At 66.0% G+C, this 25,789-nt stretch carries 25 protein-coding genes; 5 read left to right on the top strand and 20 right to left on the bottom strand.

The window, feature by feature from the left end; all coding sequences use genetic code 11:
* Positions 1-68: 68 nt before the first annotated feature.
* Positions 69-398 carry a type 2 periplasmic-binding domain-containing protein gene (locus NI2_RS32135; RefSeq protein ID WP_067498947.1) on the top strand — a complete coding sequence of 110 codons (330 nt, stop codon included), beginning with the start codon at positions 69-71 and terminating at the stop codon, positions 396-398.
* Positions 399-710: 312 nt separating this feature from the next.
* Here NI2_RS32135 and NI2_RS35470 read toward each other — a convergent pair whose 3' ends face one another.
* A complete protein-coding gene (locus NI2_RS35470; protein ID WP_255284055.1) occupies positions 711-836 on the bottom strand; it encodes a hypothetical protein in 126 nt (41 codons plus the stop codon).
* A gap of 1,074 nt (positions 837-1,910) precedes the next feature.
* Between NI2_RS35470 and NI2_RS32130 the strand changes: the two genes are divergently transcribed.
* Both NI2_RS32130 and NI2_RS32125 read left to right on the top strand, forming a co-directional pair.
* Positions 1,911-2,108 (top strand): hypothetical protein, encoded by a 198-nt coding sequence (locus NI2_RS32130; protein WP_067498945.1) that lies wholly within the window; start codon positions 1,911-1,913, stop codon positions 2,106-2,108.
* A gap of 443 nt (positions 2,109-2,551) precedes the next feature.
* Positions 2,552-3,037 carry a GNAT family N-acetyltransferase gene (locus NI2_RS32125; RefSeq protein WP_133734311.1) on the top strand — a complete coding sequence of 162 codons (486 nt, stop codon included), beginning with the start codon at positions 2,552-2,554 and terminating at the stop codon, positions 3,035-3,037.
* A gap of 25 nt (positions 3,038-3,062) precedes the next feature.
* Here NI2_RS32125 and NI2_RS32120 read toward each other — a convergent pair whose 3' ends face one another.
* The 18 genes from NI2_RS32120 to NI2_RS32035 all read right to left on the bottom strand — a co-directional run bounded on the left by NI2_RS32120 (position 3,063) and on the right by NI2_RS32035 (position 17,409).
* On the bottom strand, positions 3,063-3,728 hold the full coding sequence (locus NI2_RS32120) for a DUF7255 family protein (RefSeq protein ID WP_243750161.1): 666 nt from the start codon (positions 3,726-3,728) through the stop codon (positions 3,063-3,065).
* Between the two features lie 47 nt (positions 3,729-3,775).
* A complete protein-coding gene (locus tag NI2_RS32115; RefSeq protein ID WP_243750162.1) occupies positions 3,776-4,924 on the bottom strand; it encodes an MAB_1171c family putative transporter in 1,149 nt (382 codons plus the stop codon).
* 220 nt (positions 4,925-5,144) lie between these two features.
* Positions 5,145-5,561, bottom strand: coding sequence for a P-loop NTPase family protein (locus NI2_RS32110; protein WP_208115432.1), 417 nt, complete (start codon positions 5,559-5,561; stop codon positions 5,145-5,147).
* A 242-nt stretch (positions 5,562-5,803) separates the two neighbouring features.
* Entirely contained in the window at positions 5,804-6,448 is a 645-nt protein-coding gene (locus NI2_RS32105) for an NUDIX hydrolase (RefSeq protein WP_067498937.1), read from the bottom strand.
* A 52-nt stretch (positions 6,449-6,500) separates the two neighbouring features.
* Positions 6,501-7,070: a GNAT family N-acetyltransferase gene (locus tag NI2_RS32100; protein WP_243750163.1), complete on the bottom strand. Its 570-nt coding sequence runs from the start codon at positions 7,068-7,070 to the stop codon at positions 6,501-6,503.
* A gap of 89 nt (positions 7,071-7,159) precedes the next feature.
* Positions 7,160-7,843, bottom strand: coding sequence for a ribulose-phosphate 3-epimerase (locus NI2_RS32095; protein ID WP_067498933.1), 684 nt, complete (start codon positions 7,841-7,843; stop codon positions 7,160-7,162).
* Entirely contained in the window at positions 7,840-8,961 is a 1,122-nt protein-coding gene (locus NI2_RS32090) for a DegT/DnrJ/EryC1/StrS family aminotransferase (RefSeq protein WP_067498930.1), read from the bottom strand. The genes NI2_RS32095 and NI2_RS32090 overlap by 4 nt, the downstream gene beginning before the upstream one ends.
* Positions 8,961-10,034, bottom strand: a complete 1,074-nt coding sequence (locus NI2_RS32085; RefSeq protein ID WP_067498928.1) for an MDR/zinc-dependent alcohol dehydrogenase-like family protein — start codon at positions 10,032-10,034, stop codon at positions 8,961-8,963. Before NI2_RS32085 ends, NI2_RS32090 begins: the two co-directional genes overlap by 1 nt.
* Positions 10,031-11,143, bottom strand: a complete 1,113-nt coding sequence (locus NI2_RS32080; protein WP_067498925.1) for an MDR/zinc-dependent alcohol dehydrogenase-like family protein — start codon at positions 11,141-11,143, stop codon at positions 10,031-10,033. The genes NI2_RS32085 and NI2_RS32080 overlap by 4 nt, the downstream gene beginning before the upstream one ends.
* The gene (locus NI2_RS32075; RefSeq protein ID WP_067498923.1) at positions 11,140-12,267 is read right to left on the bottom strand and encodes a sedoheptulose 7-phosphate cyclase; all 1,128 of its coding nucleotides are present in this window, start codon (positions 12,265-12,267) and stop codon (positions 11,140-11,142) included. Before NI2_RS32075 ends, NI2_RS32080 begins: the two co-directional genes overlap by 4 nt.
* Position 12,268: 1 nt before the next feature.
* On the bottom strand, positions 12,269-13,339 hold the full coding sequence (locus tag NI2_RS32070) for an ROK family protein (protein WP_067498920.1): 1,071 nt from the start codon (positions 13,337-13,339) through the stop codon (positions 12,269-12,271).
* A 1-nt stretch (position 13,340) separates the two neighbouring features.
* Positions 13,341-14,033 carry a 6-phosphogluconolactonase gene (locus NI2_RS32065; protein ID WP_067498918.1) on the bottom strand — a complete coding sequence of 231 codons (693 nt, stop codon included), beginning with the start codon at positions 14,031-14,033 and terminating at the stop codon, positions 13,341-13,343.
* A gap of 90 nt (positions 14,034-14,123) precedes the next feature.
* Positions 14,124-14,915 (bottom strand): SAM-dependent methyltransferase, encoded by a 792-nt coding sequence (locus tag NI2_RS32060; protein WP_067498916.1) that lies wholly within the window; start codon positions 14,913-14,915, stop codon positions 14,124-14,126.
* Positions 14,916-15,023: 108 nt separating this feature from the next.
* Complete coding sequence (locus NI2_RS32055; RefSeq protein ID WP_067498914.1) at positions 15,024-15,632, bottom strand: DUF5753 domain-containing protein; 609 nt, start codon at positions 15,630-15,632, stop codon at positions 15,024-15,026.
* Positions 15,633-15,830: 198 nt separating this feature from the next.
* The gene (locus NI2_RS32050; protein ID WP_133734312.1) at positions 15,831-16,352 is read right to left on the bottom strand and encodes a DUF8176 domain-containing protein; all 522 of its coding nucleotides are present in this window, start codon (positions 16,350-16,352) and stop codon (positions 15,831-15,833) included.
* A gap of 162 nt (positions 16,353-16,514) precedes the next feature.
* Positions 16,515-16,658, bottom strand: coding sequence for a hypothetical protein (locus tag NI2_RS32045; protein ID WP_157104711.1), 144 nt, complete (start codon positions 16,656-16,658; stop codon positions 16,515-16,517).
* A 71-nt stretch (positions 16,659-16,729) separates the two neighbouring features.
* The gene (locus NI2_RS32040; RefSeq protein WP_067498907.1) at positions 16,730-17,206 is read right to left on the bottom strand and encodes a hypothetical protein; all 477 of its coding nucleotides are present in this window, start codon (positions 17,204-17,206) and stop codon (positions 16,730-16,732) included.
* Entirely contained in the window at positions 17,203-17,409 is a 207-nt protein-coding gene (locus tag NI2_RS32035) for a MarR family transcriptional regulator (RefSeq protein WP_067498904.1), read from the bottom strand. Before NI2_RS32035 ends, NI2_RS32040 begins: the two co-directional genes overlap by 4 nt.
* 247 nt (positions 17,410-17,656) lie before the next feature.
* Between NI2_RS32035 and NI2_RS32030 the strand changes: the two genes are divergently transcribed.
* Both NI2_RS32030 and NI2_RS32025 read left to right on the top strand, forming a co-directional pair.
* Positions 17,657-18,997 carry a hypothetical protein gene (locus NI2_RS32030; RefSeq protein ID WP_067498902.1) on the top strand — a complete coding sequence of 447 codons (1,341 nt, stop codon included), beginning with the start codon at positions 17,657-17,659 and terminating at the stop codon, positions 18,995-18,997.
* A 56-nt stretch (positions 18,998-19,053) separates the two neighbouring features.
* Positions 19,054-19,566, top strand: a complete 513-nt coding sequence (locus tag NI2_RS32025; protein ID WP_067498900.1) for a flavoprotein — start codon at positions 19,054-19,056, stop codon at positions 19,564-19,566.
* A gap of 134 nt (positions 19,567-19,700) precedes the next feature.
* On the opposite strand, the gene mobF is transcribed toward NI2_RS32025, so the two are convergent.
* Positions 19,701-25,607: a MobF family relaxase gene (gene mobF, locus NI2_RS32020; RefSeq protein WP_067498899.1), complete on the bottom strand. Its 5,907-nt coding sequence runs from the start codon at positions 25,605-25,607 to the stop codon at positions 19,701-19,703.
* Positions 25,608-25,789: the final 182 nt, after the last annotated feature.

The following is a 25,789-nucleotide window of genomic DNA, read 5'->3' as shown; positions in this document are numbered from 1 at the left end:
CAAACCGTCATTCGCAACCGCAAGCGATCGAGATCCATCGACGGGCCAAGTGGTACAAGTAGCCGACGATGTCGCCGCAGGGCTACGTACTCTCGGACTCCCGAGCCGGCGGTGAGCGCCGCGTCCAAATGCTGCTCCCTGACGGTCAGCTGTGGGAGTACTCCTCCGTGCGACGAGACGCGCCCGACGGTGCCGTGTGCGATCTTCTTGCCACCTTCGACGACCCGTATATGTCCAGCAGAAGTGGCAGCGTGACGATCGGCAAGTTCATGTTCGCTGCGGACACCTCTTCAGGAGCCCTCCTCGCGAGCACCAAGAACTACGACGACGAAACGTACCGTGACCTCGACCCATCCGATGCGCTGGCAGAGTTCGCGACCGGGTTCCACTCCAGCTAACCGCGCACCGATGGGCGAGACCACCGCGGTCGGCGCGGCGGCATCGCCAGCGTGACCGTTTCGATCGGCGGACGCGCTGATCCTGCACTTAGCCGTGGCCGGGCTGCCGTGGACGACCATCGCCGGGCTACGCCAGCGCGATGTCCGCCCCGACCCGGACCGACTGGTGATCGGCTCCCAACCCGTGCTCGAACTCCCCGCCACCGGCGCCCCCGCGAGTTGCCCCGTCGCAGTCATGCACCGGTGGGCCACCGTGCTGGCCCACGCCCCGCGCGCAACCGGCCACATACGCTCGAATGCCTGCTCTCCGGATCAGCCGACATCGAGCCGATCACCGGGCTGCTCACCGAGTTCGCCGATCAGCCACTGTTGACCAGATTCGACGAGCGTGGCTTCGCCGAAGGCCTGATCGACGAGCTTGCGCCCTTGACCCGGCAAGAGATCATCGACATCGTCACCAGCCGCCGCGCAGCCCCTGCCCCCTCAGTGACGTCGAACTCGATCCGCACTGGTACGAGCGTGGCGTCGCGGTGCGCCACCGTGCCCACGCCGCGAGCGAAGACCTCGACGACCTACTCGTCTGCCTCGAGGAGATGCTCGACGAAGTCGGAGATTTCGACGACTGGACCAGGAAGCAGCCCTGGGAGTAGGACAGCCGAGCACGCTCCATCAGGCGCACCGAGCGGCTCAGGAGCCACAGAGTTGCCATATACGTTACTTGTGGACAGAGAATGCGCTCATAGCTTGCCGAAATTATTGATCAAATGATTAAAAATACTCAGCGCATTCAACAGTACTATCGCGGCGGAGTTGTAAGCAATCTAAGCACAAGCCCCGACCCTGAAAATGGGCATGGCTCGATATTTCGGGGGTCTGGTCAATTAGCGTTGGCTCGCGTTAAACATACGCGTGGAAATTCTCTGGCAAGCATCTCGTTCGATACGGGCCAGGGCTCAAGGTGGAGGCAGCTGACCTGCAGGCTTCGGCTCGAAGAAGTCGCTCGACGCGCTGTGGGCCCGGCGTGGCGGTACGGAGCCCGCGTAATGCGCACATCGCGCTGGTTGACCTGCCGATCATGCGCCGTGATGGGTGGAGCAGCAGAGATAGGGCAAACGCTGCCGAGGCGCATGGCATGATGCCCCGAAGCGCTCGTGTACGGTGCGAAAATTATGGCATGTGAATACCGATAGATAGCTCGAAGCTGATCTGCGTAAATGCAATAATCGGAGATTTGCTGAATATTGCGCCCGTGCAGTTTGGTGCGCTGGCACGGTCACGGGTGACCTTAGATACGTCACGGGGTTACCTCTGGCATGGTAGCCACAGTTTTGCTAAACCACATGAATTTTGGCGTGGCACATAGACTCTTGCATTAACTGGGTTTAATGTTGTAGCTGTCGGGCCCGCAAGGACCGAAGCACCACCACATGGCGCTGCCCCCACCTGTTCCCGCAGGTGAGGGCAGCTATTTCGTCCATCCGTCCAGCATGCAACCTGAACCATGGAGCAACTATGAGCGTAACGCCAACCAGCGAGAACTCCTACCCTCTGCCGCCCGAGTCGCCTGGTAACCACCCGCTGCTTGCCCTCGGGCTGGCCGTCGCACTCGCGACGGCCGGCGGAGTTCTGGTCGGGTGGGAAGCTGCCGTCACCGTTTTGGTCGCGGTCCTCGGGCTGTTCGTCGCCTACCGCAATTCCTCCAAGGAGTAGCGGACCGCCACGTCGAGCGCCCTCGCCGTCCGCCAGGCGGTGAGGGCGCTCGACGACAGTGCGGCGCCGCCTGCGGCGAGACCACCTTCCACCGCCGGCGCGAACCGCTCAGCGCTGTGACATCGAGAATGAGGAGGTCCTTCAACCTCGCGGGATTTGCGAGCCCGACAGCGATCGCGGAGCGCCAAACTGCCGTTGCAGGGCCTCGAAACGGCGAATCGCCTGAAGCGACCGCTCGAGCCTGCCATGAACAGTTTCGAATGGCGAACCACGCGACGCAGCTCGCCCCCCGCAGCCATATACGCACGATTCTCCCCGAAACACAGGGATGTCTGCGTGCTCCTGCCTTCCAGTCGAGGCTGTATTTCTAGGCGTCCGCTAATCCTTGGTAGCACCTTGGTTGAACGTGGTTCAGCGACACCGCCGACTCGTACGATCACCTCATGAACGCCGACAAAGACGACGCCCCCAACCGCCGATGGTCAGGCACTGTCCGGGTCGACCCGGAGGGGAAAAAGCTCGAATGGCGATTCGATCGGGTCTTCCGGACACGGTCACTTTGGGTGGTCGAGGACGACCAGGACCTGGGTCGACTGGATGTTCGCGTCTACCCGGCCAACCAGATGGTCCAGCTCATCGACGTGGCGACGGACTATCAGTTCGGTCACAAGGACAGCCGGCGCCGAGGAGGCGCTCGCGCGCTGATGGACACGCTCGAGCAGCTCTACCCAGCCGCGGCTGGGTGGTGGTTCGCTGCCGACCCCAAAGAGCTTCACTCAAGCGCAGGCAAGAATCTGATGCACAGCCGGTGCTGCCCAGGACGTCAGTGGATCCACAGCACGAGCTGCACGATGCCGCAGCCCCTTGATAGCCCATGTAACCCACCCTGGGTGGGCCGCGCGGGAGATTCGGACCGGCCATCGCAGTAGTCGGGGCGCCGTCGCTCGGCCTCGATCATGAGCCGAGGGTTCTGCCGAGTCCTGTAGCGCCGCAAGTACGCTGCGCGAGGAACGCGGCCAGCCGTTCAGGGTCCACGACCGCCTTTCTGTCGAGCGCGTCCCCGATCACGATTCCATCGAGTCTGTCCCACACCGATACTCGCGCCAGCCGCGGGCCCGATGCCTGTATGGCGATGAGGTCTTTGACCGCGTCATAGAGGGCGCGCTGCTTCCATCGCGGTGCACCTAGCACCATCGAGATCTCCGACCGGTCCGGCGGGCCGAACATCGCCTCGCACGGTCGCGTCGTCCAGCGTCTGCCCCATCGGCCCGCGACCAGACACCGCGGCTCGTGCCGGGTGCAGTAGTCGAGATAGTCCGCGTGCCAGGGCAGAACGGCAGCGTCGAACGCCTGCAGGGTCTGGGCGCGATACCGGTTGAAGTGCAGCTCTTCATCGAGTTCGACCACCAGTCCGTCGGTGAAGGCCATGTCCCAAGCACCGGGCCGTGGCCGCGGCATCGGCGGTGTGCCGCCGAGCCCGGAGTAGATGGCATCGAGCTCAGCGACGGAGGTCGTGGCCAGATCCGACAGCCGTGGCGCAGATGGCACGGAGGCCGGGGATAACCCGGCCCGCGTCAGCAACATCTGCAGCACAGCGGCGCGTTTGCCAGTGCGAACCATAACCCCAGTCTCCAACGAATCATGGTGAGCGCGTTCCCTATCAACCCCTATCCGGCCAAGGGCGGCCGTATCGACTGCAGGTGGTCTTGGTCGCGGGTTGAGGGCGGCCACACCTTGGCGAGGTCGAGCAGCAACTGGAGTTCGGCGGTGAGATCCCGAGCTCGTGGTTGCACCGAAGTTCCCGGCGTTGGAGAACGATAGGGTGCGTCGCCCGCCGCTTTCGCGTCGATCAGCGTGGCGAGATGTTGAGCGAAGGTTCGGGCGTCGCGGTCTCCAAGCTCCGGAGGTACGTCGAGGGCGTAGCGCTGGAGGTTGAGTACCGCGTCGCGGATTTCGACGGTCATCCGATAGAGCCGGGTGGCCGGGATGGTTCGCCTGCTGTCGTGCGGTGTGGTGAGGACGATCTCGGGCACGGCGGCGGTGAGGTCACGCCACAGCGGCTCAAGCCGGCGACAATATCGCCCAGCGCGGTCCCAGCCCGTCTGGATGAGCACCGCGCTGATGAGCAGGACCGCGATCACGGTGCCGCCCCACACTGCGTCGAGGAAGAAGGTCCAGGTCTTGTAGCCCATGTAGGGATCAAGAGCGGGATGGTCACCGAGCACCGCGATTATCGTCAGGGTCAGGTTGGCGATCGAGTCGATCCCGGCGACGAGGGCGATGCCGAGTGCTCCGGCGATGACCAGTCGTTCGCGCCAGGTGGTGGCGGCGTCGGGATGCCGTAGTTCGTGGATGCTGGTCTTCCCGACGAGCCATGCGGTAGCGGCGAGCGGGATGTAGAACGCGATCCACGCCACGACCGCCGGCCAGCCGAGAGTCTGGTCGATCAGTTGACCTGCACTTCGTGCTGGCGTTCCGGCGATCAGGATGATCGCGCTGGCGGCCAGGGCGCCAGTGTCATAGGCACGCTGGCGACGCCACGTTCCCTCGGGGTCGGCACCGGCCCACAGCTGCGCCAGACCGTAAATGCACACCACGCACAGCACGATCGCGGCCAACACGCCCTGGTTGTCGAGCTGGATCACGTCCTTGTCCGGGATAGGAAGCGCCAGCACAAGGAGGTACTGGACCCACGTTCCTCGCAGGAGGAGCGCGGGCAGCGCCGCGGTGATCGCACGATTGACGAGGCGGTCGACGTCACGTTCCCGTAGCAGCCACCAGCGGCCGATCGTGACGAGGGTGAGCAGGAACAGCACGGGCCAGGCGACGGTGCCGGGGATGGGGAGGGGTCGGTGAGATAATCGTGTCGGGACGGTGATGTCGAGGGCGGAACGATCTGGTCGGAGTCCACGAAGACGGGTGGCGCAGGGAGCCGTCGCTGGTCAGCTCCCGGTACTCCACGTCCACGACGTAGATCGGCTCGACGGTCCGCGCGATCGTCATCACCGAGCGCGGTGCGCCGACCATCATGATCGATCAGCTTGCGTACGCGGGGGCGCATCTGGGCGCGGTAGCCCCAGATGTAGTGCAGGAATCCCCAGGTGATGCGGTCGTACACGCCATCGCGGTGTTGACCGCCCGGTAGCGCCAGCGTCGTTGCAGCACGCCGGTGATGCAGGTGATGGCGGGTAGGTCGAGGAAGATGACGGTGTCGGCCGCGGCGAGTCGGATCGGCAGAGTTCCCGCGTAGTTGCCTTCGATCAGCCAGCGTGGTCCGGCGACGATGCGCTGTTGGATGGCCCGGAACTTCTCGGATGGGAGCGGGTTCCAGTCGGTGTCGTAGTAGACGGCATCGAGGTGGGTCAGCGGCAGCTCGTGCAAGCCGGCGAGCTGGTTGGCGAGGTGAGTTTTGCCGCTGCCGCCGCATCCGATGATCACGATCCGCTCGTCCACGCCCAGCCACGATACCGGCTTCGGCGGTCGGGAAGGCTGCCCGTACTACCAGCATCTCCATTATCGATTCAGCCTGGTGGCGGAACCCGTCGAGTTGATCCGCCAGGGTTGAGGCGGCGCCTGAGAGCACGAGGTGACGTCGGGCTGCGGACCGGCTACTGCGGTCCGGGCGCGGCGCGCGCTACACCGGTCCTGTCGTGGGCGAACGGCTTCCGGAATCGCGGTCTGAGTATCGACCGTGGTCAGTCGAACACGGTCGGCAGATCGGGCTTGTCCCAATGCTCATGGAGGAGGCGGATTTGGGTATCGAGCACCCGGGTGGTTGACAGTTCAGGGAGCGTTTCGACGTCGAACCAGCCGACTTCCATGGTCTCTATAGGGCTGGGTCGACCGTGCGAGATGGTCTCGCACAGGAAGAACAGTTTGTACACGTGGTACGGGAAGGCAGGCTGGTGGCCTTGGACATCCCGGTCGTGCAGGGCCACGAGTTTGCTGGCGCGCACTGCGAGGCCGGATTCTTCCTCGACTTCGCGTTCGACGGCGAGCGAGGGTGGTTCCAGCACATCGCACCAGCCGCCCGGCAGGGTCCATTTCTCGTCGCTGCGGTCACGGATGAGCAGGATGCGGCCCTGTTCGTCGAAGACTCCGCCTCGGACGTCGACTTTGGGTGTCATGTACCCCTGTTCGAGGTACACGTTCTTCTGCAGGTCCTCGACGGTGTCGTTGCTGATGAGAGTGAGCAGGTCCGCGGCGATCTGTTTGGCCTGTTTGTAGCGTTGCCGGTCGAAAACATCGGTGGAGAAGACGAGGCCGTTGTGCCCGAGGGCGGCCAGCGCGATGGCGTGTTGGCGGATCTGGCCCTCGGTTGTCGGTTGAGCGATGTCCATTCAGGGTCCTTTGATCGGGGGCGGCGTTGTCGCAGCGGCTGGTCGAGAGCGGTCAGAGGGTCAAGCGGTAGGTCGTGGATTCGCGTGGGGCGAATCCGAGCCGCTGGTAGAGCTGATTCGCGGCGGACCTCTTCGGGGTTGAAGTGAGGTCGACCGTGCGTGCTCCGTGGTCCTTCGCGATGGCGAGTGCGGCGTTGGTCAGGTCTCGTCCGATGCCGTGCCCTCGCGCGGCTTGGTCAACAACGACATCTTCGATGCGTGCTCGCAGCCCGGTGGGAATCGTGTACATGACCAGAGTCAGCGCACCGACGATCGTTCCCCCGAGACGCGCGGTGAGCAGACGTGTCGAAGGAGAATCGATGACCGCCTCCAGGACCTCGCGAGTCAGAGTCTCCGCGGTGGTGGACAGCTGCGGTAGAAGGTCCGCCAGTGCGATCAGCGTCTCCTCGTCTAGCTGGCTCACGATGTCGATCACAACTGCCTCTGGTGTCTGCGCCACCATGCGCTCCTCCTGCGTCGCTCGAATAGTTCGACGCCTCGATGCGCGCCGAAAAGTATTGATCTGGAATGAGTTTCGGAACAGTCCATCAGTACCGGCTAAACGCAGCGGCGGCGTGGGCACCAGCGTATCCCGTGTGGTGATGGGTGGGCCGGTGACGGCCGAACGCTGGTGCGTCTCGCTGTTCCCTCGCGACCTCCCGCTGGCTGAGGTCAGTGTTCCTGAGCGGTGGCCGAGGGCTGGGCGGGTTGGGCGAGGCTGTGAACTGCTGTGGACAGGTCCGGGTCGGTGGACTTGAAGATCGCGCTGCCTGCGACGAGGGTGTCGGCTCCAGCCGCGATTGTCTGAGGCGCGGTGATAGTGGTGATTCCACCATCGGCGACGAGTTCGACAGATTTGAGGTGCCGGTCGCGCAGAAGCGTTCGCAAGGTGCGGATCTTGTCTGGGACGGTGGGATCGAAGGTGCTGGTGCCGGGTCGGCTGGTCATGAGGACGACGAAATCCAGGCGTCCGAGGTAGGGGTCGAGCAGTTCCAGACCGAGGTCGGGATTGAGGACGAGTCCTCGGCCGATGCCGGCCGACTCGAGCGTGTCGAGGGCGGTGCTGGCATCGGTGACGGCATCGACGTGGAAGCAGACCCGGTCGGCCCCGATCTCGATGAGGTCGTCGAGGTAGCGCTCGGGTGCGAGGGTTTGCAGGTGGACCTCGAGTGGCAGGACCGTGTGCTCGCGGATGGCGGCGACGGTGCGAATTCCGAAGCTGATCGCCGGGGTGTAGTGGCCGTCCATGATGTCGAGGTGCAGGTATTTGGCAGTGCTGGCTGCGACGCGATCGATGGCCTCGCGCAGAGAGAGCGGGTCAGCGCCGATCAGCGCTGGGGCGATGGACACGGTCATGCGAGAGCCTCCTGGGCGTCGGTGATTGCGGTGTTCAGGCGGGCAGCGACGAAGTCGACATCTGCTGGGGGCAAGTCCGGCCGGATCGGCAAGCACAGGGTGTCGTCTGCCTGATGGTCGGCATAGGGGAAGGTGCCGTCGAACCGGTAGCGCGCAAACGCGGGCTGGCGGTGGATCGGGACGGGGTAGCGGATGACGGCATCGATGCCGTCGGAGCGCAGCCGTGCGAGCACAGCATCGCGATGCGGGACGGCGACCTGATACAGGTGATAGACGTGGTCGCCGAGGTCTTGTCGCGGCGGTGGTGGAACCGTGACGGCCGGATGAGTCAGGGCGCGGGTGTATCGGTCGGCGAGGGTGCGGCGTTGGGCGTTCCAGCCGTCGAGAAGATCGAGTTTGGCGTCGAGGACGATGGCTTGGATCGCATCGAGTTTGGAGTTCACCCCGAGCGCGATGTGGTTGCCTTGGCCGTGCTGGCCGAGGCTGCGCAGGACCCTGATCGTGTGGGCAATCTCGGGGTTGTCGGTGACGACGGCCCCGGCGTCGCCCGCCGCGGCGAGGTTCTTGCTCGGATGGAAACTGAACGCTGCGGCAGTGCCGAAGGTCCCCACCCGCCTGCCGCCCCAGGTAGCTCCGACCGCTTGGGCACAGTCCTCCACGACGGGAATCCGGTGGCGGGCAGCGATTGCGGTGATCCGGTCCATGTCCAGGCTGCGGCCGAACAGGTGGACCGCGAGGATCGCTGTCGTGTGCGGTCCGCACGCTGCGTCGAGCGCATCGAGATCCATCAGGTAGGTATCGGGTTCGCAGTCGACGAGCACCGGTGTCGCCCCGACGGCGGCGATCGCCAGAGCTGTGGCGTGGAAGGTGTTCGCGACGGTGACGACCTCGTCGCCCGGTCCGATGCCGAGCGCGGTCAACGCGAGGGTCAGCGCGTCGGTGCCGGTGTTGACGCCGATCGCGTGGGCAGCGCCGAGGTAGTCGGCGAAGCGCTCTTCGAAGCGGGTGACGGTTTCGCCGAGGATGTAGTTGCCGGAGCCGAGTGCCCCTCGGATCCGGTCGGCGGTGGCGGGCAGGTCGGGGAACTGGGCGAGGTAGTTGTAGCGGGGAATCTTCATCACGACTCCAGGGGGTCAGGTGGACGAATCTGGATGATCGTTTTGCCGAGACCGCCGTGCGCTGCGCTGGCGGTGAGATGGTCGGCAGCGGCGTCGAGTTCGAGGATTTGCGTGGTCAAGCGTTTGACGCACATCGACGGTGACCATCCGGCATCGGGGGCTTGTTGCAGCAGGGTCAGGGCGGTGTGGAAATCGGCGCGGTCGGCCCCGTGTGTACCTGCGAGGTGGTACCGCTGGCTCGATCCGGAAAGCTGGGTGTCTTCGGTTCGGCGCACCTGGTCGATGTCGATGGTGCCCAGCCGGTCACCGGGTTGTGTTCCTGCGAAGAGCATCAGCAATCCGTCGTCGGCGAGCATGTCAAGGCAGGTCGCCAGCACCTGTTGTGTGGCGGTGGCGGTGGCGACCACGACACGCTGAAACGGTGGCCGGTGGTGGCGGGACTCAAAGGCCCTGGAGGGTAAGGCGTGTCGGCGGCGCAGGAACACGAGACGGGGGCCGCTGGGATTGAGCAGGACGCTTTTGTGGCCGGTGGCGGTCAGAACGGCGCTGATCAACGTTCCGGCCATGCCCGCCCCGTAGACCGCGATGGTGGTCTCAGGTGCGAGCGCGAGGTCCGCGGTGACGGTGTGCAGCCGGGTGGCGCAGTGCACCGCGCAGGCCAGCGGTTCGGTGAAAACCGCGACCCGATCGGGCAACCCGACAGGGATGGGTATCAGCGCGGCGCGCAGCTGGCGGGAGTCGCCAGTGAGTTCGACCAGTTCGGCGAATCCCGATGTCCGGCGCGCCAGCTTCGGGTGCGGATCGAACACCACCGTGCGGCCCCGTAGATCGGCCAAGGCCGGGCTGGTGTCGAGGACGTCGCCGACGATCTCGTGGCCGAAGTCGCTGCGGCCGAAGCGGGTACCGTTGATCTCGCGCAGGTCCGAGCGGCACACACCGACAACTCGTGGTGCTAGAACAGCCTTGTCGGTGGCGAGCACCGACGATTCAGCGGCGATAGTGGCTGTGGTGAGGAAGGCGGTGTGGTCGCGGTGCTCGATACGCCGGTAGGTCGTGGTGAGGTGTGCGGTCATCGGATCGCCTTGAGGTGATTAGCCACGGTGGTCGCCAGGTCGGTCTCGCGTACGGGCTCGGACATGGTGAGGTCCACGACGACCTTGACGTGCTCGCCGAAAGGTCGTTCGCCTCGGGACATGGCCGGCATTTTCAAGAGGACTTCTTCGAGCGAGATCACGTGGCTGATGAGCCTGCCGAATCGGTCGGGAGCGGCGAGGAGATGCTGTTGGGCTCGGGCGAGGTGGGCGGGTGAGGTGCCGCGATGCCCAGTCACCCACACCCGTTTGCCAGCGGTGGGGAACACCTGGACGGAGTCGTAGCCGGACGAGCGCCCGCACACGTTGGCACGCCGGACGGCAGACAAGTCGATGCCAGGCAACGCCGGGTGCCGCAGTCCGGCGGGGATGCCGCCGAAGAGGTCGAGCACGCCCTTGTCGACGAGGCTGGCTGTGGCCGCGTGGATGGCGGTGACGGTCGCCTCGCGCGGCAAGCAGACGAGCGCGCCGTCGACGCTGGTCGGTGGTATCCGTATGGCGAGGGTGCTCGCGGGCAGCACGCCGAGTCGCTCGATGTAGCGAAGTCGCTCGCGACGTGGGTGGATCAGCTGCATCCGGTATCCGAGGTCCTCGCCTAGCATTGCTACCAGCAATGCCGCCGTACCGCTGCCGAAGACCGCGACCCGCCCGGCGGGGCGCAGATGCACGCGCATTAGATCCCAGGCGTAGAGGGCGGTGGCGATGGGTTCGACCAGCGCGCCGAGGTCGAGCGGAAGGGCCTCATTTGCGGCGACGACTCCGCAGGGGAGTCCGGCGGGAATGTAGTCGCGCAGAATGCCGTCGTAGCTGTGTCCCAAGATCACGTCCTGGTCGTTCGGGTTGACGGGATTGAAGATCTCGCAGCTGCGCTTCTGCGGGTTGAAGGCGAGACCTTCGTGGCCGAGGATCGTGGCGCGGTCAGACCGTGCGCCGCGTTGCATCTGTAAGTCGGTGCCACAGATACCAACCCGCAGGACACGACGGTGCTCGAGTGGTTCGGAAGTACCGGGTACAGGCGTGTGCTGCAGGCGCAGTTCATCGCCGCTGCGGATGAGGGCGCGGTTGACTGCGCTGGTGTCGGTGGCGCTCATGCGATGCACAGCTCGTTGTGGAACGGGCGCACCGTGTCGGCTGCGGTGGCCAGCTCTGTCGCGGTGATGTCCTGGGCGAAGATCGCGGTGCCGATCTTGGTGAGCAGCGGGATGTTCTGGTTGCCGTCGCGGTGCCGGATCGAGTCCGACAGGCCCGCGCGCAGCATGTCGTCGGTGATGCAGGTGTGGCTCAGTGGCAGACCGACGCGGGCCATCAATGTCAGGATTCGGCTCAGGCACTCGTCGTCGATGAGCTGCCGCTGGTGGGCGAGCACGCACGACAGCGCGATATCGATGGCGACCGCTTCACCGTGGTAGAGCTTCGGTTTCGCCGCCAGCTCGAAGGAGGGGCTGAAGGTGTGGCCGAAGTCGGGCAGGCGGGCGAGATTGTCCTCCCACAAGTTCGGTTCCAGTTCCTCGACGATCGCGGTGATCGCAGCGTCGATGATGGGACCGCTGACAGTGGTGTTGGTGGCGAAGCCGAGGGCGGTGGTCCATCCCCGTTCGATCCGGTCGAACAGCCCGCTGTCTTTGACCAGTGCGATCTTGAGGATCTCGGCCATCCCGTTGGAGATCTGCCGGTCGGGCAAGGTTGCCAGGAAACTTGGATCTATGAGGGTTTCGCTCGAGGCGTAGTAGGTGCCGAGCCGGTTCTTGCGGCCGTTGAAATTGATGCCGGTCTTGACTCCCACGGCGGCGTCGACCATGCCCAGCAGGGTGGTCGGCACTCGGACATAGGGCACTCCGCGCCGGTAGATGCTCGCGGCGAAGCCGACGACGTCGGTGAGGACTCCACCGCCGACGGCGACGACGGCATCGCGGCGCCGGCTGAGTCCGAACTTGTCGTACTCGCGGATGATTCGGCTCACCGTCTCGGAGTTTTTGGTGCGCTCGGTGGTTTCGATCGGCACGACGGTGCAGGTCGAGGTGTAGGTGTCGAAGTAGGCCAGGATCTGGTCGCCGACGAAGCTCATGACGGTCGAGTCGACGAAGACGAGGGTTCGGCGGTTGCCGATGCCTACGGCGTCGGCCAGGTCGCTGTTGTCGGGGTCGAGGCAGTCTCGTGTTCGTCGGATTCGGTAGCAGACGGTTTGGGTTGCGGCGATACCCCAGATGCGGTCCATGTCAGAGATTCCTTTCGCCGGGCCGAGCGAGGGCCGGTGCCGAGTGCGCGCGTGCGAAGAGCGCAGCACCTCGAAGGGGGTCGAGCCCATCGGATTCCAGACGGGTGATCCGGTCGCGAAAGACGGTGGGCTGGTGCGTGGAAACGAGGTAGAGTCCGTCGGCCTCCAGGCAGCGGTACATGCTGTTCATGTAGTGATCGGTGAGTGTGTCGACGACCCCGCCGGACAAGAACACGTGGTCGACGCGGGGATCGATGGCCAGTAGGTACAGCAGTGCCCGGGCTAGTGGCGCGGTTACCGAGTCCAGGAACGCCTTCGCGTGCGGGTTGTTGGCCTCGAGTCCGCCGCGCAACCGCCACAGTGGCGGATCGGTGGTGGCCTCTGCTCCGACTACGCTCGCCATCTGCGTGAGTTGCCGCTCGATCGCCTTTCCCGCGGAGAGGGCGGAGACATGCCCGAGGGCCCCGCAGTCGCAGACCATGGGCTCAGCCGACAACGGTGCGGTGACGGCGGCGGGCAGGTGCCCGATTTCGCCCTGGATTCCGTGTACGCGGTCGAGTACCACCTGGCCGGATTCGACGTCGATGGTGCGCGCGGCGATCCCGCTGCTGACGGTCACCGCTGTAACGGTCTGCAGGTTCATCGCGCGCACCTCGGGCTTGCGGGTGATGGCCATCGCGAGACTGGTCACGTCGTTGACCACCCACCAGCGGATTCGTGGTTCGTTCTCGCACAGCACTGCTCGCAGATCGAAGGGGTCGGCGCTGTCGCCCCACAGCGGCGCGCTGGCCAGGATCTGCCCGGTGTGCCCGTTGGTGGCGGCACCGATCGAGATCCCCACGTCCACGACACCGGGATGGCTTGCGAGCAAGCGACGGGTCTGGGCGAGGAGAAACTGCACCATCAGCTCGCGCAGGGTGGCGGTATTGCTGCCAGTACCTGCCTTCGTCATCGCCGGGTGCCGGTCGGAGTCGGTGAGCACACCGGACACGGACGCGACCGCCACACGCCACCACGTCCCGCCCAGATCGAACACGATCACCGAGCCGTTATGGCCAGTTTCGTCGCTCACTTCACACCTGGCCGAGGTGAGCTGCGGCGTCGGCCAGGACATACCCGTCCTGGCCGAGTACGACAGCGGCCGAGGCCGGTGCAGCGTCCGGCGCGGGGTTGAGGATCGCCGCCAGCGCTGCACTCTTGCTGGTTCCGGTGGCCAGCAGGATCCGAGTCGGCACGGCACGGAGATAAGCCAGGCCGAGGCTGACGCGCTGCTCGCCGTGGTAGGTCGTGGCGATCACCCGTTGACATGTGCCCTCGGGGCGCGAGTGGTCGAAGATCGAGGCCGTGTGGCCGTCGGTTCCCAAGCCGAGCACGGCGATGTCGGGACCACCCACGGCGCGCACTCGCGTCAGGAGTTCGTCATACGCCGCAGCAGTGGTGTGACTGGTGCAGCTCAACCGAATCGGGTACCAGGTAGCGCGGTGGCCCGGGTCGCTCAGACCCAGCGCCGCCTCGATCGCCCCCGCTGATCGGTCGGTCGGCTCCGAGTTCATTCGCTCGTCTGTCTGGACGAAAACAACTCTGGCCCAGTCAATATCGCGGGCAGCGAGCTCGCGATAGGTTGCCACGGGCGTCGTTCCACCGCCCACCGCGATGACGCATTCACCGGTCTTCTCGATCGCGGAGTGAACTTGTGTGGCAATCAGATCGGCTGCTGCCGAGGCCAGTTCGTCGGGTGTTCGCCGGATAATGCGTGTCAGCGGCATGAGAACCTCCAGGGTCGAGACGTCACGGGACGAAATTCGGGTCGGCGCGAAAGGGACCGCCGCAGTTCGGTTTGCAGTGCTCTTGCGTGCCTAGGCGCGTAGCTGTCCAACAGCGGCGTAGGCGCTCAGACCCCACGGCTCGGGGCGCAGTGATCGGAGAGCGTCGTGGATGGTGTCGGCGGGCCGCCATCTGTGCGGTTCGATCAGTTCGGGATCGATGAGCCGATAGGGGGCGAGCATCGCTGTGATCGTGTCGCGGTCTCGAGGGTGATAGGCGATGCCCGCGCTGCCCAGGACTTCCACGGCCCGACCGACGTCGTGCCAGAAGGGCTCGTTGGTGATGTGGCTGAGGATGATCCACGAATCGGGTGGGAGCTCGCGTGTCAGGGATTCGAGGACGACGGGGGCGTCGGCGAGCAGCTCGGCGGTGCCGGATAGGCAGACAGCCAAGGGTGCGGTCGTGTCCATGACGGTGGTGATCTGGGTAAGGACGGCGGCAGTGTCGGTCAGGTCGGCCTTGGCGACGAAAGTCTGCGGCTCGCGCAGTAGAGCGTGGGCGTGGGTGACGGCAAGCAGATCGTTGTCGATGTAGAGGGTGCGGGCTGCGCGGTTGGCGCGGGCGGCGATCGCGCCGATGTCTGGGGGCAGCGGGAATCCGCAGCCGAGTTCGACCACCTGCCGCACCTGGTGTTCGTTGCTGAGGTGCTCGACGGCGCGGCGGGCGAAGCGGCGTGACTCGACCAGGGCGACCGCGAACTGGCTGTCGAGCAGGGGCTCAGCGACCCTGAGGTCGAGGTCGTAGGCGTCTTTGCCGCCCAGCAGAACATTGCCTACGCGGGCAGCGTTGGCGCGGCTGGTGTCCAGCCTCGTCTGGTTTGTCATGTCCTCACCTCGCCGGAAGGGGTTGGCGCGAGACCCCGGACAACCACTTGGCGTCGTGACGAGGGGTACGGCGCTGGTTGTGCGGGGCCTCGCGGCCGGTCGGATGGATCAGATGCCGGGCCCGACGTGCTCGGCGAGTACCCGGTCGAGTAGGGCGCGGGCGGTCTCGCCGTAAACGGCTTGGCTGGCGAGCAGGTCGAAGGTGCGTTGGGCGAGGGCGACCTCGTCGGCGTCGGCGGTCTCGATCGACCCGGTCACGGCCTCGACGTCGACTCCGGTCGAGTCGTGGATGACGAAATTGTCGGCCGGGGCGACGAATTCGGCGTCGAGCGGAATGATGCCGATCTCGACGTTGTCCCGTGCGGTGAGGATGTCGCCGAGCTGACGGATCTGGGCGGCCATCACCGCATGGCTGCCGACCGTGCGCCGCAGCGCGGCCTCACCGATGAGCATATGGAAGCGGTGGCCAGGGGCATCGAGCACGGCCTGGCGCTGCAACCGCACGCCCGCCGTCGCCTCGCTGTCATCGGGCAGCCCCAGCACAGCCGAGCACTTGGTCAAGACCGCGCGGGCGTAGTCGAGGGTCTGGACCAGGCCCGGAATGATGTCGGGGCTGTAGCTGCGCTGGTCTTTGGTGTCGGCCTCGATGTCGATCAGACTGCGCTGCAACGTTTCCAGGCCGCCCTCGGCGACGGCGTACCAGCTGGAGTAGGACATGATTCGAACCTTTCGTTCACTGCGGGGTGGTTGAGGGGCCTCCGGCGGGGAGTCCGCCGGGTGTGGTCAGTGCTGGGGGAGCGCCCCGGAGGTGCGGGGATCACGACGGGCCTCCGGGGGCGGTGCACCACCCTCGGGCACAACCGGCCGATGATCCGAGCACGGTGAGTCCGAGGTATTCAGGTGGTCTGAGAGTGGTCACGCTCGGGCGATGGAGCTGATCCAGGTCTGCCCGTCGACGGTGCGGGTGGTGATGATCTGCCGGGGCGCGAAGGGTTCGCCGTGAGGGTGGTACTCGGTCACGGTCACCGCCCACAGGTCCGTGTCACCGAAGGTGTCCAGGGGCGAGATGGTCACGCAGTGGCGGGTCCCAGCTGGCAGAGCATCGATTCCGGACTGCAACCAGTCACCGTGCTTGACGACCGCCTCGCCGATCAAGAACTGGCGGGCCCGGTCGGCGGAGCGGTGGACGTAGTAGGCGTAATTGAACCCGAGAATCGCGGCGGGACCACTCGTTGTGTCACCCGGACCCGACCCGGTGACCACCCCCGAGGGAGTAGTGGATCCCGCGCAGGGGAATTCGCGTGGTGCTGCTGCGCTGTCGGGTGCTGTCAGTGCCGCGACGACGGCAAGACCAGCGAGAGCCGCCAGCGCGGCGGCAGCGATCCATCGGCGTCGCCGCGAGCGGGATACTTTGGGTATGTCGAACTGGGCGTACATGTTCAGGTCCTTCGAGTGGAGTGTTCGGGGCCCCGGAACCGCTGGGACGACTCCGGGGCCGCCTTCGCACGGGGCCAGGACCGGGCGAGGATGGTGGTGGGTTTCGCCGGGTCGTCGTGCCAAGGCCATTCGAGTGGTCGGACGTGCGCGTGGAGGCGCGGGTCAGGGCAGCAGATAGAGGCGCTCGTTGGGCAGGCGGGGTAGTCCGGCCCTGTGGCCGGGGTAGACGGCCACTGTTCCGGGGCGGCGTGCGGCTACGTCGCAGACGAACACCAGCGCGGCGGTCAGACATGCGACGAAATCCATTCGTACGCTGGAAATTCGGACGGTGAGGTGGACGTCGGGCTCGTTCGGGCACGGCGACTGGTTGCCGCTGCTCATCGTTGGGCCGGTCTCAAGATCGATAGCGTGGTCGCGATAACCACGGCCCCTGAGGGCCGGAAGGCGCTGGTGGCCGGTGATATCCAGTTGCGGACCATCAGGGGGTCGGGCACCGGTGACGGCAGCGCGATATCGCCGTCGCGGATCACCACCACCCGTGCCTTCCACAACCGCGCGACCTCGGCAGGGTCGCCGATCGACCGGATATCAGCCCGCACGAGGAAGGTCCACATGTCGGCGCGTGGGTGACCGATGATCGACAGCGGTGCGAGACCGCGAAAGTCGAGGCTGGACTTGACACGTTGGCCCAGCCCGGTCGGCATCATCACCGCCCCGACCAGCCCGGCTCGCATCGTGATCCGGCCCGTGTCCGGGTCGACCACGGTGGGCAACGAGCAGATGCTGCGATAGAACTCGCAGCGTGCCCGGGGTGTCTCGTAGTACGGGTGGACCGGGGCGCTGGTTTGTGTCATTGGAACTCTCCGGACGGTTCGGCAACGGTGGTCACCCATCCGGCAGCCTCCATCGCCTCGAGTTGCCGCACGAGGGTCGACGGCGAGCGATCGAAGCGCTGAGGGACCTCGACATCGGTGTGGGCACCGGCCGAATTGCCAGTTTCGCGAAGGCCACGCCTCGCCGCGGACGGGTGCGAGTTCAGCTCGATGCGGTCTGTCATGCGCGGCCTCCCTGATGACGCTTCCAACTTCGAGGGGAAACGTCTCGGCGGCTGCGCCTCGGCGTCCCCGGAAACGGGTTCCTGGTGAAAATCGTGGCCCGTCAGCGGTATCGGAAGGAACCGCACAGCGGTGGCGTAGCGTAGGCGTACCGTAGGCATTTCCCAGTTCAGGAGCTGGAAAGTTGGGGGCCGGATGATACGAGGGCGGGAATGGACCGGCTTCGAAGCTGCCGCGCTGCAAGAGGCGATGAGGCAGCCGATCCGCCAGTTCGCCGCGATGCTCGGCGTCGAGACGACCACCGTCAACAACTGGCGGTCAGGACTGAGCGCGGTCAAACCCCGCTCAGAAAAGCAGGAGATCCTCGACACCACCTATGCGCAACGTACTACGGCCGAAGACCGGGCGCGGTTCGATCAAATCCTCGCCGAGGGCGAAGCTGCCTGGCGAGCGCGGCACCCAAAACCTGCCCGCAAACAGAGGGTCGCCATCGCCGTTGATGAACCGACCGGCAGTGACCCCGGCGGTGAGCCAACTATGGTGCCTGCGGCGAGCTCACCTGATCGAGGATCGGCTGAATTCGGCGCAAAACTGGCGGAGGCCGATGACTTCTCCGGCTTGGTGACCGACATCGAAACTGCCTTCTGGGCCGCAGGCAACGTCACCGACAACGGCCCGCTTCGTCCGATGTCCGCGCTCCTGACAGCCAGCCGGGCAGTCACACGGCTCAACATGGCCGGCGAGTACACCACTCTTGCGCTGCTGGTGGGACCGCTGATCACCGACCTCTACCGGTACACACGGGACGGCAACGAGGGTGATCAACGCATCGCCTGGGACGTACTGACTCAGGTTGCATTCGACACCTCGGTGGTGATGCGTGCCCGAGGACGCCTCGCGGAGGCATGGACGGCCGCGCGTGCCGCCGAGGACGCTGCTCGCACGATCGAGAGTCGACCAGGGGTCGCGGCGGCGGCGTTCGTCAGTAGCCAGGTTCTCCTGGCCCGACCGGCCTCGGCGAAGGCCGCGCTGGATCGCGCGGAAACGACTGCGGCGCTCGCCGGAGCGCGAGCACAAACCGCAAACGAGGTGCAAGCAGTCGGAATGCTGCATCTGCAGGCTTCGTTGGCGACAGCGGCCACCGGTGGCGACCCCCGCGATCACCTCGAACACGCAGCCGAGTACGCCGCGCGGCTCGACCGTTCCATTACGGCCGACCACTCCACCGTCATCGCCAACACCACCTTCGGCTCGTCGAACGTGGCGCTGTGGAAGATGTCGGTTGCCATGGAAGCAGATGAGCCGGATACCGTGCTCGACCTGGCAAGCAAGCTGAAGCCGCAAACCTTGCCGACGCCGGGCCGGGCCGCTCAGTACTGGGTCGAAGTCGGGCGTGCGGCTGCCTCGCGTCGTGCCCACGAGATCGCCCTCGACGCGTTTCTACGAGCGGAAAGTATTGCACCGGAACATGTTCGGAACATCGACACCGTGCAGGAGGTTGTTGCGAAGATGATGCTGGAAGCCAAGCGCAGCCTCACCGCGGGCGATCTGGGCAACCTGGCCCAGCGTGTAGGTGTAGCGGTGGTCTAACCCGGACAGAGCCTGGTAGCGCTGCCATGATGGGACTCATGACTGAGCGAACTCGGGTGCTGTATGCGATCGTGACCGGTGCGTCACCAGCTGACACTGTCGGTGAACTGGTCGATCTCGCGCAGTCGGACGGCTGGGATGTCTGTGTGGTCGCCTCGCCCAACGGTGCCCGCTTTCTCGACATTGAAGCGTTGGAAACGCAGACCGGCCACCCGGTGCGCTCGGAGTTCAAACAGCCGGGAACCGACGACTTGCTGCCCCCTGCCGATGCGATCATCGCCGCGCCGCTGACCACGAATTCACTGGCCAAGTGGGCTTCCGGGATCGGTGACACACTTCCGCTTGCGATGTTGGTGGAGGCAGTAGGGGGCGGGCTACCCGTCGTGGCGATCCCCCATGCGAAGCAGGAACAGATGAACTTTCCTGCTGTCCGCCTGGCGCGGGACCGTCTTGCGGAGTGGGGCGTGCGATTCGTCCGTATTACCGAGGACGCCGACACCGGGCCGCTTCCCTGGACGTCGGCGCTGAGCGTGCTACGAGAACGACTGGTCGCTGCGGGTCGGCCCTAACATCGCCGCCCCTCGGCGACGACTGGCACGCCGACCTCGACGGTTGCCCCGATGTCCTGGCACCGTGACCTGCTCGGCGCTGCCAGCGCCGTCGACTCAGACGAGCTGACGAACGGTGGCTTGTTGAGCCGACGCTAGAGCCCCAGACCAGGTTGGTCGCCCGGCTGGCGGTGGTCTATCCCGCGGTCGTCCATGACGGCGAATTCGTCGGCGCTGGCCGCATGCTGTATGCGTGCGCGCTCCTCCTGGTGACGTTGCGGGCTGGTCAGCGCGTTCCGCCGGCGGCGTTCTGTTTGGTGGGCACGGAGTTCGGATTCGATGCCGTGCTGTAGCGCTTCGATCGTGGCGTTGCGTGCGGCATCGTTGTCGGCGGTGGCACGAGCTTGGTCTTCTCTCCTGTGTGCCTCGGCCGCGGCGGCGGCGTGTTCGGCTCGCGCGTTGAGTTCGTTGGCGTGTCGATTCGCGGCGCGGGCGGTGTTGCGTGCGTGGCGGTGTTGTTCGTGCAGTTGGCGGTGTTCACGGGTCAAGGTGTTGATACGTGTCTGGATCGTGTTGCGCGCTGCTCGTCGCATCAGCGGTAGAGCGTCGAGTTCTTCACGTGCTGTGGCCAGTGCGTCGCTGGCCGCGCGGAGCCGGCGGATGGCGTTGTCGAGTTCGTCGGCGCGCATGCGCGCCATGTGGCGGGCGTTGTAGGCGTCGTGTGAGAGCGAAACGGTGGTGGGGTCGGGCTCGGAACCGACGTTGTCGTGTCGGGTGGGGGCGAGGAACTCGGCTTCGGTGGCGATGTTGCTGAGCCGCTGGGTCAGTCCGTCGATCGCGTCGGTGAGCTCCTGTTCGGACAATCGCTGTAGCGGGCCGAGGATCGGGAGTTGCTCTTCGGTGATCGGGTGGTCGGCCAGCCACTTTTGGATGACGGTGCGCCCGGCCGGGTCGAGGGCGCGCCAGTCGCGGCGCAGCATCGCCAACGCTGCTGGGGCGGGGTGTGTTTCGGCGATGTGTGCGCATCGTGCGGTCAGGTGCTCGGTGGGGTTGTGAGCGGGAATTCCTGGTCGCTTGTTGTCACGGCAGGAGTGGCAGAGGCCGTCGTCGGAGGTTCTCGGGGGTACCGGGATGCTGGCGTTGCGTGGGCGTTCGACGCTGCAGTCCACGCACGGCAGGCCGGTGAGGGCGGGGATCGCGGCCAGGTCATAGTCGAGAGTGAACACGCCTGCGGATGGTTGGGAACGGTCCGCGGTCGTTGGCTCGTGGTCGGCGAGGGTTTGTGTGTTGTCGAGGTAGGTGTCGAAGGCGTCGTTGCCTGCGGCCTGAACCGGGTCGAGTTTTGCGGGTGTGAGCGTGGGATCGATGTGTTCGCGGTGGTCGTAGACGGGATGCGAGCGGGCGCGGTGTGCCTCGCTGCCGTCGCGGTGGAAGGTATGTGGATCGGTCGCCGGTGTGCATGCCTTGATCAGCGCGCGGTGGTGCGGGAATTGTTCGGCGGCCCATCGGAGTCGAGCTCGTGCGACGGGGAAGCTGTTGCGGTAGAGGGTTTCCGCGACAGCGGTCACGATGTCGTGTTGTTCCTCGGAGAGCTCGTTTCGAAATGTCCTGAACGCGGAGACGGCCTCGGAGACGTGTCCTGAGGCGAACAGGTGGGCGATGTATTCGACGCGGTTTGCGGGGTCACCGTCGGTGCTGCGGGGATCGGTGTCGGCGGTAAGGGCATCGTTTGTAGGGCTCGGCGCCGGGCCTTCTGTGGCGACTGTGATCGGTGGCTGATCGTGGTTGTCGGCCGGTCGAGCGGGTTCTGGTGCGCTCGGAGTTGGGTCTGAAGTGGGTGGTTGTGCTGTCGGGGTGTGGTGGTGGAGGACGTCGATGCGCCAGGCGAGCGCGGCGGCGAGCTGGTCGGGGCGCAGCGGGGCGGTGTCGTCGGGTTGGGCGCCTTGCAGGAGTTCGTAGGCGGTGCTGAGCAGATCGCACGTCGCCCAGGTGATGCTGGCGCGTTCGACGGCGGCGACGACGCGTGGCCACGCCGGTTCGGTGATGATCTGTTCGGTCATGTCGGTGCCGAGCACGGCTTCGAGATCGGGTAGCCATTCGGGGCGCAGCAGGTCGCCGTCGATGGTGTCGAGCGCGGAGGGTTCGAGCTCGAGGCGCGCCCAGAGGGCGGCGGCGGGCATTTCGTCGGGCAGTGCGTGGTGGGCGGCGGCGTCGGTGAGCAGGGTGGTGATGTCGAGCCCGGCGCGGTCGGCGAGGTCGATTTTGTCGGCCACGAGAGGCCAATAGGTATCGGTGGTGATGCGGGAATCGATGGCGTCGACGACCTCGGCCCACCGGTTGCGGGGCAGTGCCGGGTCTCCGTGGGCGTCGATGATCTGTTGTTCGAGTCGGCGTTGGTGAGTTCGTTCGAGGTGGGTGTAGCGGGTCGGGCCGGTCGGGCGGGGGTCGGTGTCGGCGATGTGCAGACCGGCGCGCCAGACCGCGAGCTCGCCGAGGAGGGCGGGGTCGGTGCCCAGGAGCGGGCGTGCCCAGGCTGGTGCGGTGCCCGGTGTCCACTGCTGTGCGGTGTCGCGGATTTGTGCGGCGAGTGCGGCCACGATCTGTTCGCGGGCGCGAACAGGCGCGGCGAGCCCCCGATCCAAGACCTGGTTGGGCAGGCCGGGAGTCCAGGCGAGGGGACCGGCGCCTGCGGAATGAGTACCGGCGGGGTCCAAACGCCAATCCAGGACCGCGGCCGGGTCCGCCGCGGTGTCGAGTTCCCACCTGTCGGCGGCGGCGCGCAGCGTGACGAGCGGATCGGCGCCGGTGAGCGCGATCAAGGCCAGGTGTTGGCGGAGTACGGGATAGGCCGGGCTGTCGGTCAGGTTCGGGTGAACGGTGTCGGCGGCCCGGTCCAGGGCGTCGAGTTGTCCGGCGCCGAGGGCGTGTTCGGCGGCCAGGCCGAGGGTGTCGAGGTAGATATCGACTGCGCGCCCGATCCGCAGAGAGGGGTCGAGGGCGTCGCGGAGTGCGGTGTGGGCGGAGGTTTGCGCGCCGTCGCGGGCCATCACACGCTGCAGAATTTCGATGGCGGTGCGTGGATAGGTGGCGGGTTCGGTGTAGATCGCGCCCTCGGCGCCGTCGAGCGCGGTGACGATGTAGGCGTGGTTGGCGTGGATCCCGCGGGTCATCGCGACATAGAGCTGCTGACGGGATTCGCGTCCGGACAACGCGACATGGCCGGTGTCGGCGGTGATTCCTTGCGCGGAATCGATCGTCGAGGCATAGCCCAGGCGCACATGATGTCGCACGTACTCTCCCGGCAGCCGCACCGTTTCGCCGCTGTCGGCGCCGCGGTGCCGGTGCGAAACCGTCAGCGAACCGTCGTCGTGGACGCCGGTGACGGTCCAGGCGTAGCCATTGCGGACCCAATCGTGGGCGCCGAAACGCAGCCTCGGGTCGTTGCGTCGCGTGCGCACGATGTCACCAATCGAGGCGAGCAGACCGTCGGCGAGCACCACGGCCGGTCCGGACTCGGCACCGGTTCGGGTGAGGCGGTCGGCGCGGGCGCGGGCGTTGAGGGCGGTGACGACTTCGTGGGTGGGTGCGAGCATGATCGCGTCACGGCCTGCGAGGACGTCGGCGGTCCAGGCTTGGTAGGTGTCGTCGTAGACCGATCCGCTGTGGCCGGCGTGGATGCGGTCGTTGTCCAGGTACCAGGCCAGCGCGGCCGGGTCGGCCTCGCGCAGCCCGATCGACGCGGTCGCTTCGCCGGTGGAAGCGAATCGGACGACATGGGACAGGGTGAGGGTTTGTTCCGGGGAGGCGGCGTTCATGTCGGCGTCGCTGCCACCGGCCTCGATCGCAGGTAACTGCCGGTCGTCGCCGATGCAGCGCACCGTCGCACCGCGACCGGAAAGAAATTGCAGCAGCCGCAGGCGTTTGGTGTTGCTGAGTTTGACGTGCTCGTCGACGATCACCAGGGTCGTGTTGTCGATATCGAGCACCCACTGTGGCAGCGACGGCGGAGAATCCCGCACGATGGCCGGCGAATCCGGGCGGGCGGTGTGGCGTGCGATGACGTCGAGGAGTTTGTCGACGGTCTCGGCGCGGGTACCGATCGACTCCCCGAGCACCGCGGCCGCCGCTGCGGTGGGGGCCATGCCGAGGACGGTGCCGCCGCTGGAATGCCATGCGCTGGTGAGGACTTGCACCGCGGTGGTCTTGCCTGTTCCGGCCGGGGCGTTGGCGGTGTGGATCCGGAGCCCGGAGGTGGCGAAGGCGGAGATGACACCGACCTGGCCGGCGTTAAGCCGACGATCCGGGTGGGCGGTGTTGTAGTCGGAGACCGCCGCGGCCACCAGGTCGGGGTCCAGGACGCGGGCGCCGGGCTCGACCGACAGCTCGATCAACGCCGTTTCGACATCCAGCGTGGATTCGGTGGTGTAGATCTGGGAGTTCGCACGAACATGGACAGCGGCGGAATCGCGGCGACCCAACCACGCCGACACAGCCCGCAAGCTCGGTTGCTCGGTGAGGTCGGGGTCACCGCGTGCCACTGCCGCCGGTGGCGCCGTCGCCTCCGCGACAACTCTTTCCGGAACCCAGGTCCAGTCTGTGGCCGAGATCTGCCCGCGTAGTTGGCGTTCGACCTCGGCCCGCAGGTTGAACACCCGCCAGGTCGAACGTCTCGCCGAAACCCCGGCCAGGGCACGCTCGGCGGCCGCGGTGATGAACTCGGCATCCGGTTCGGGACGTGGTGTCGATGGCGCCGATAGTGCGCGGGTGACAACGTCTTCGATCGTGTCGCGGCCGGCGAACAGGTGCCTGGCTTGGGTGGCCCAGGTGGCGCGTTGTTCGGCCAGTGACGCCGAGAGGTGTTTGCTCGGGCGGGTTTCCAGGGTCGCGCGATCGGAGAGGTCATAGACCTCGCTCGGTGACGGTTCACGTCCGAACGTGGTCTGGAATGCTGCGGTGAGCTGGTCGAGGCGGGCGATGATCGCCGCGCCGCGCTGGGACCATGCCTCGATCAACTCCACCGGTACGCCGACGATTTCTCGGATCTGGACTTGCTCGGGGGTCCGGCCGGGGCGGGCTTCGAACTGTAGAGCAAGGTCGGTTTCGAGGTGGTGCTCGAGCCGGGAATCATAGATTTCCGAGGCGGTGACGACCGCTTCGTGCAGGGTTCTGGAGTCGATCGTGCGCCACTTGCCGTCCAGGGCGCGCGCGCGGTTCGCGATCAGCAGATGGGTGTGCAGGTCGGGATCACCGGCACGGCTGTCACGGTGAGTGAACGCCGCGGCGACGACGCCCTCGACGTCGACCTGCCGGATCCCGTTGCGGCCCAGGCGAGTGAAGATCGCGTTGCGCTCCAACCAGCTCACCGCGTCTTCGATCGCGTGCCGGTGCGCGGCCTCGATCCGGCGCGAAACCTCGGACGGAGCGAGCGCCCACAGTACCGAGACGCTCTTGACGGGGCTGAAGGTGATGTCGAAACCGGCCACAGCGGAGTGCTTCGGTCGTGAATTCTTCGCGACCCACCCCGACAACTCCCGGGTGTTCGAGGGGGCACGTTCGTACTCGGCGGTGAACATTTCTGTGGCTACTCGGGTCCGGATGCGGGCACGTTCGTCGTCCGGGACGGCGGTCGTAGGCGGGAGATTCTGTTCGAAATTGTGGGCACGAAAAGCCTCGGAGCACCGGTTTCTGTACTGCGACTGGACTTTGTAGGCGGCGAACGACCTACCAAGTTTCGATGCCTTCTCCGCTGCCCGAGTGGCTTCGCGGTTGTTGGAACCCAAGCTGATCTGATGCGCATAAACCCGATCTTCGATCTGTTCAGCGTTCGGATGGATCCCCAGCCCGAACAGTGACTGCATCTGTGCCTCAGTCACTTCCGAGCCGGGGAGGATGTCGAGCGCTGTCAGGCCGCTGCCCTGCCAGCGCCCGGGTGCTTCGCCGTGGGCGGAGTAGTAGTCGGCCAGTGATGACCGACCCCTTGCGGTGGTGTCGTTGGCGGCGATATTGCGTAAATAGTATTGGTATCCGTTGCCTGCCGAGACTCGATGAATAGTGGCGACCATACATCCATGAAGCGGTCCCGAATTGTGTTGTGCAAGAGTGAAAATATCGGTGTGGACTACGCTGGACAACTCTCGACAACTCTCGACACGGAAGTTATCGAATTGCAATTCCTGAATGCCAGACGTCTGCCTTTTTAAATGGGCGGAGAGAAGCGAAGGGGAGGTGGGGGGGAGCGCGGAAG

Source organism: Nocardia ignorata NBRC 108230 (assembly GCF_001612905.1).
GTDB lineage: Bacteria > Actinomycetota > Actinomycetes > Mycobacteriales > Mycobacteriaceae > Nocardia > Nocardia ignorata.
This window is presented reverse-complemented; position numbering and strand designations above follow the sequence as displayed.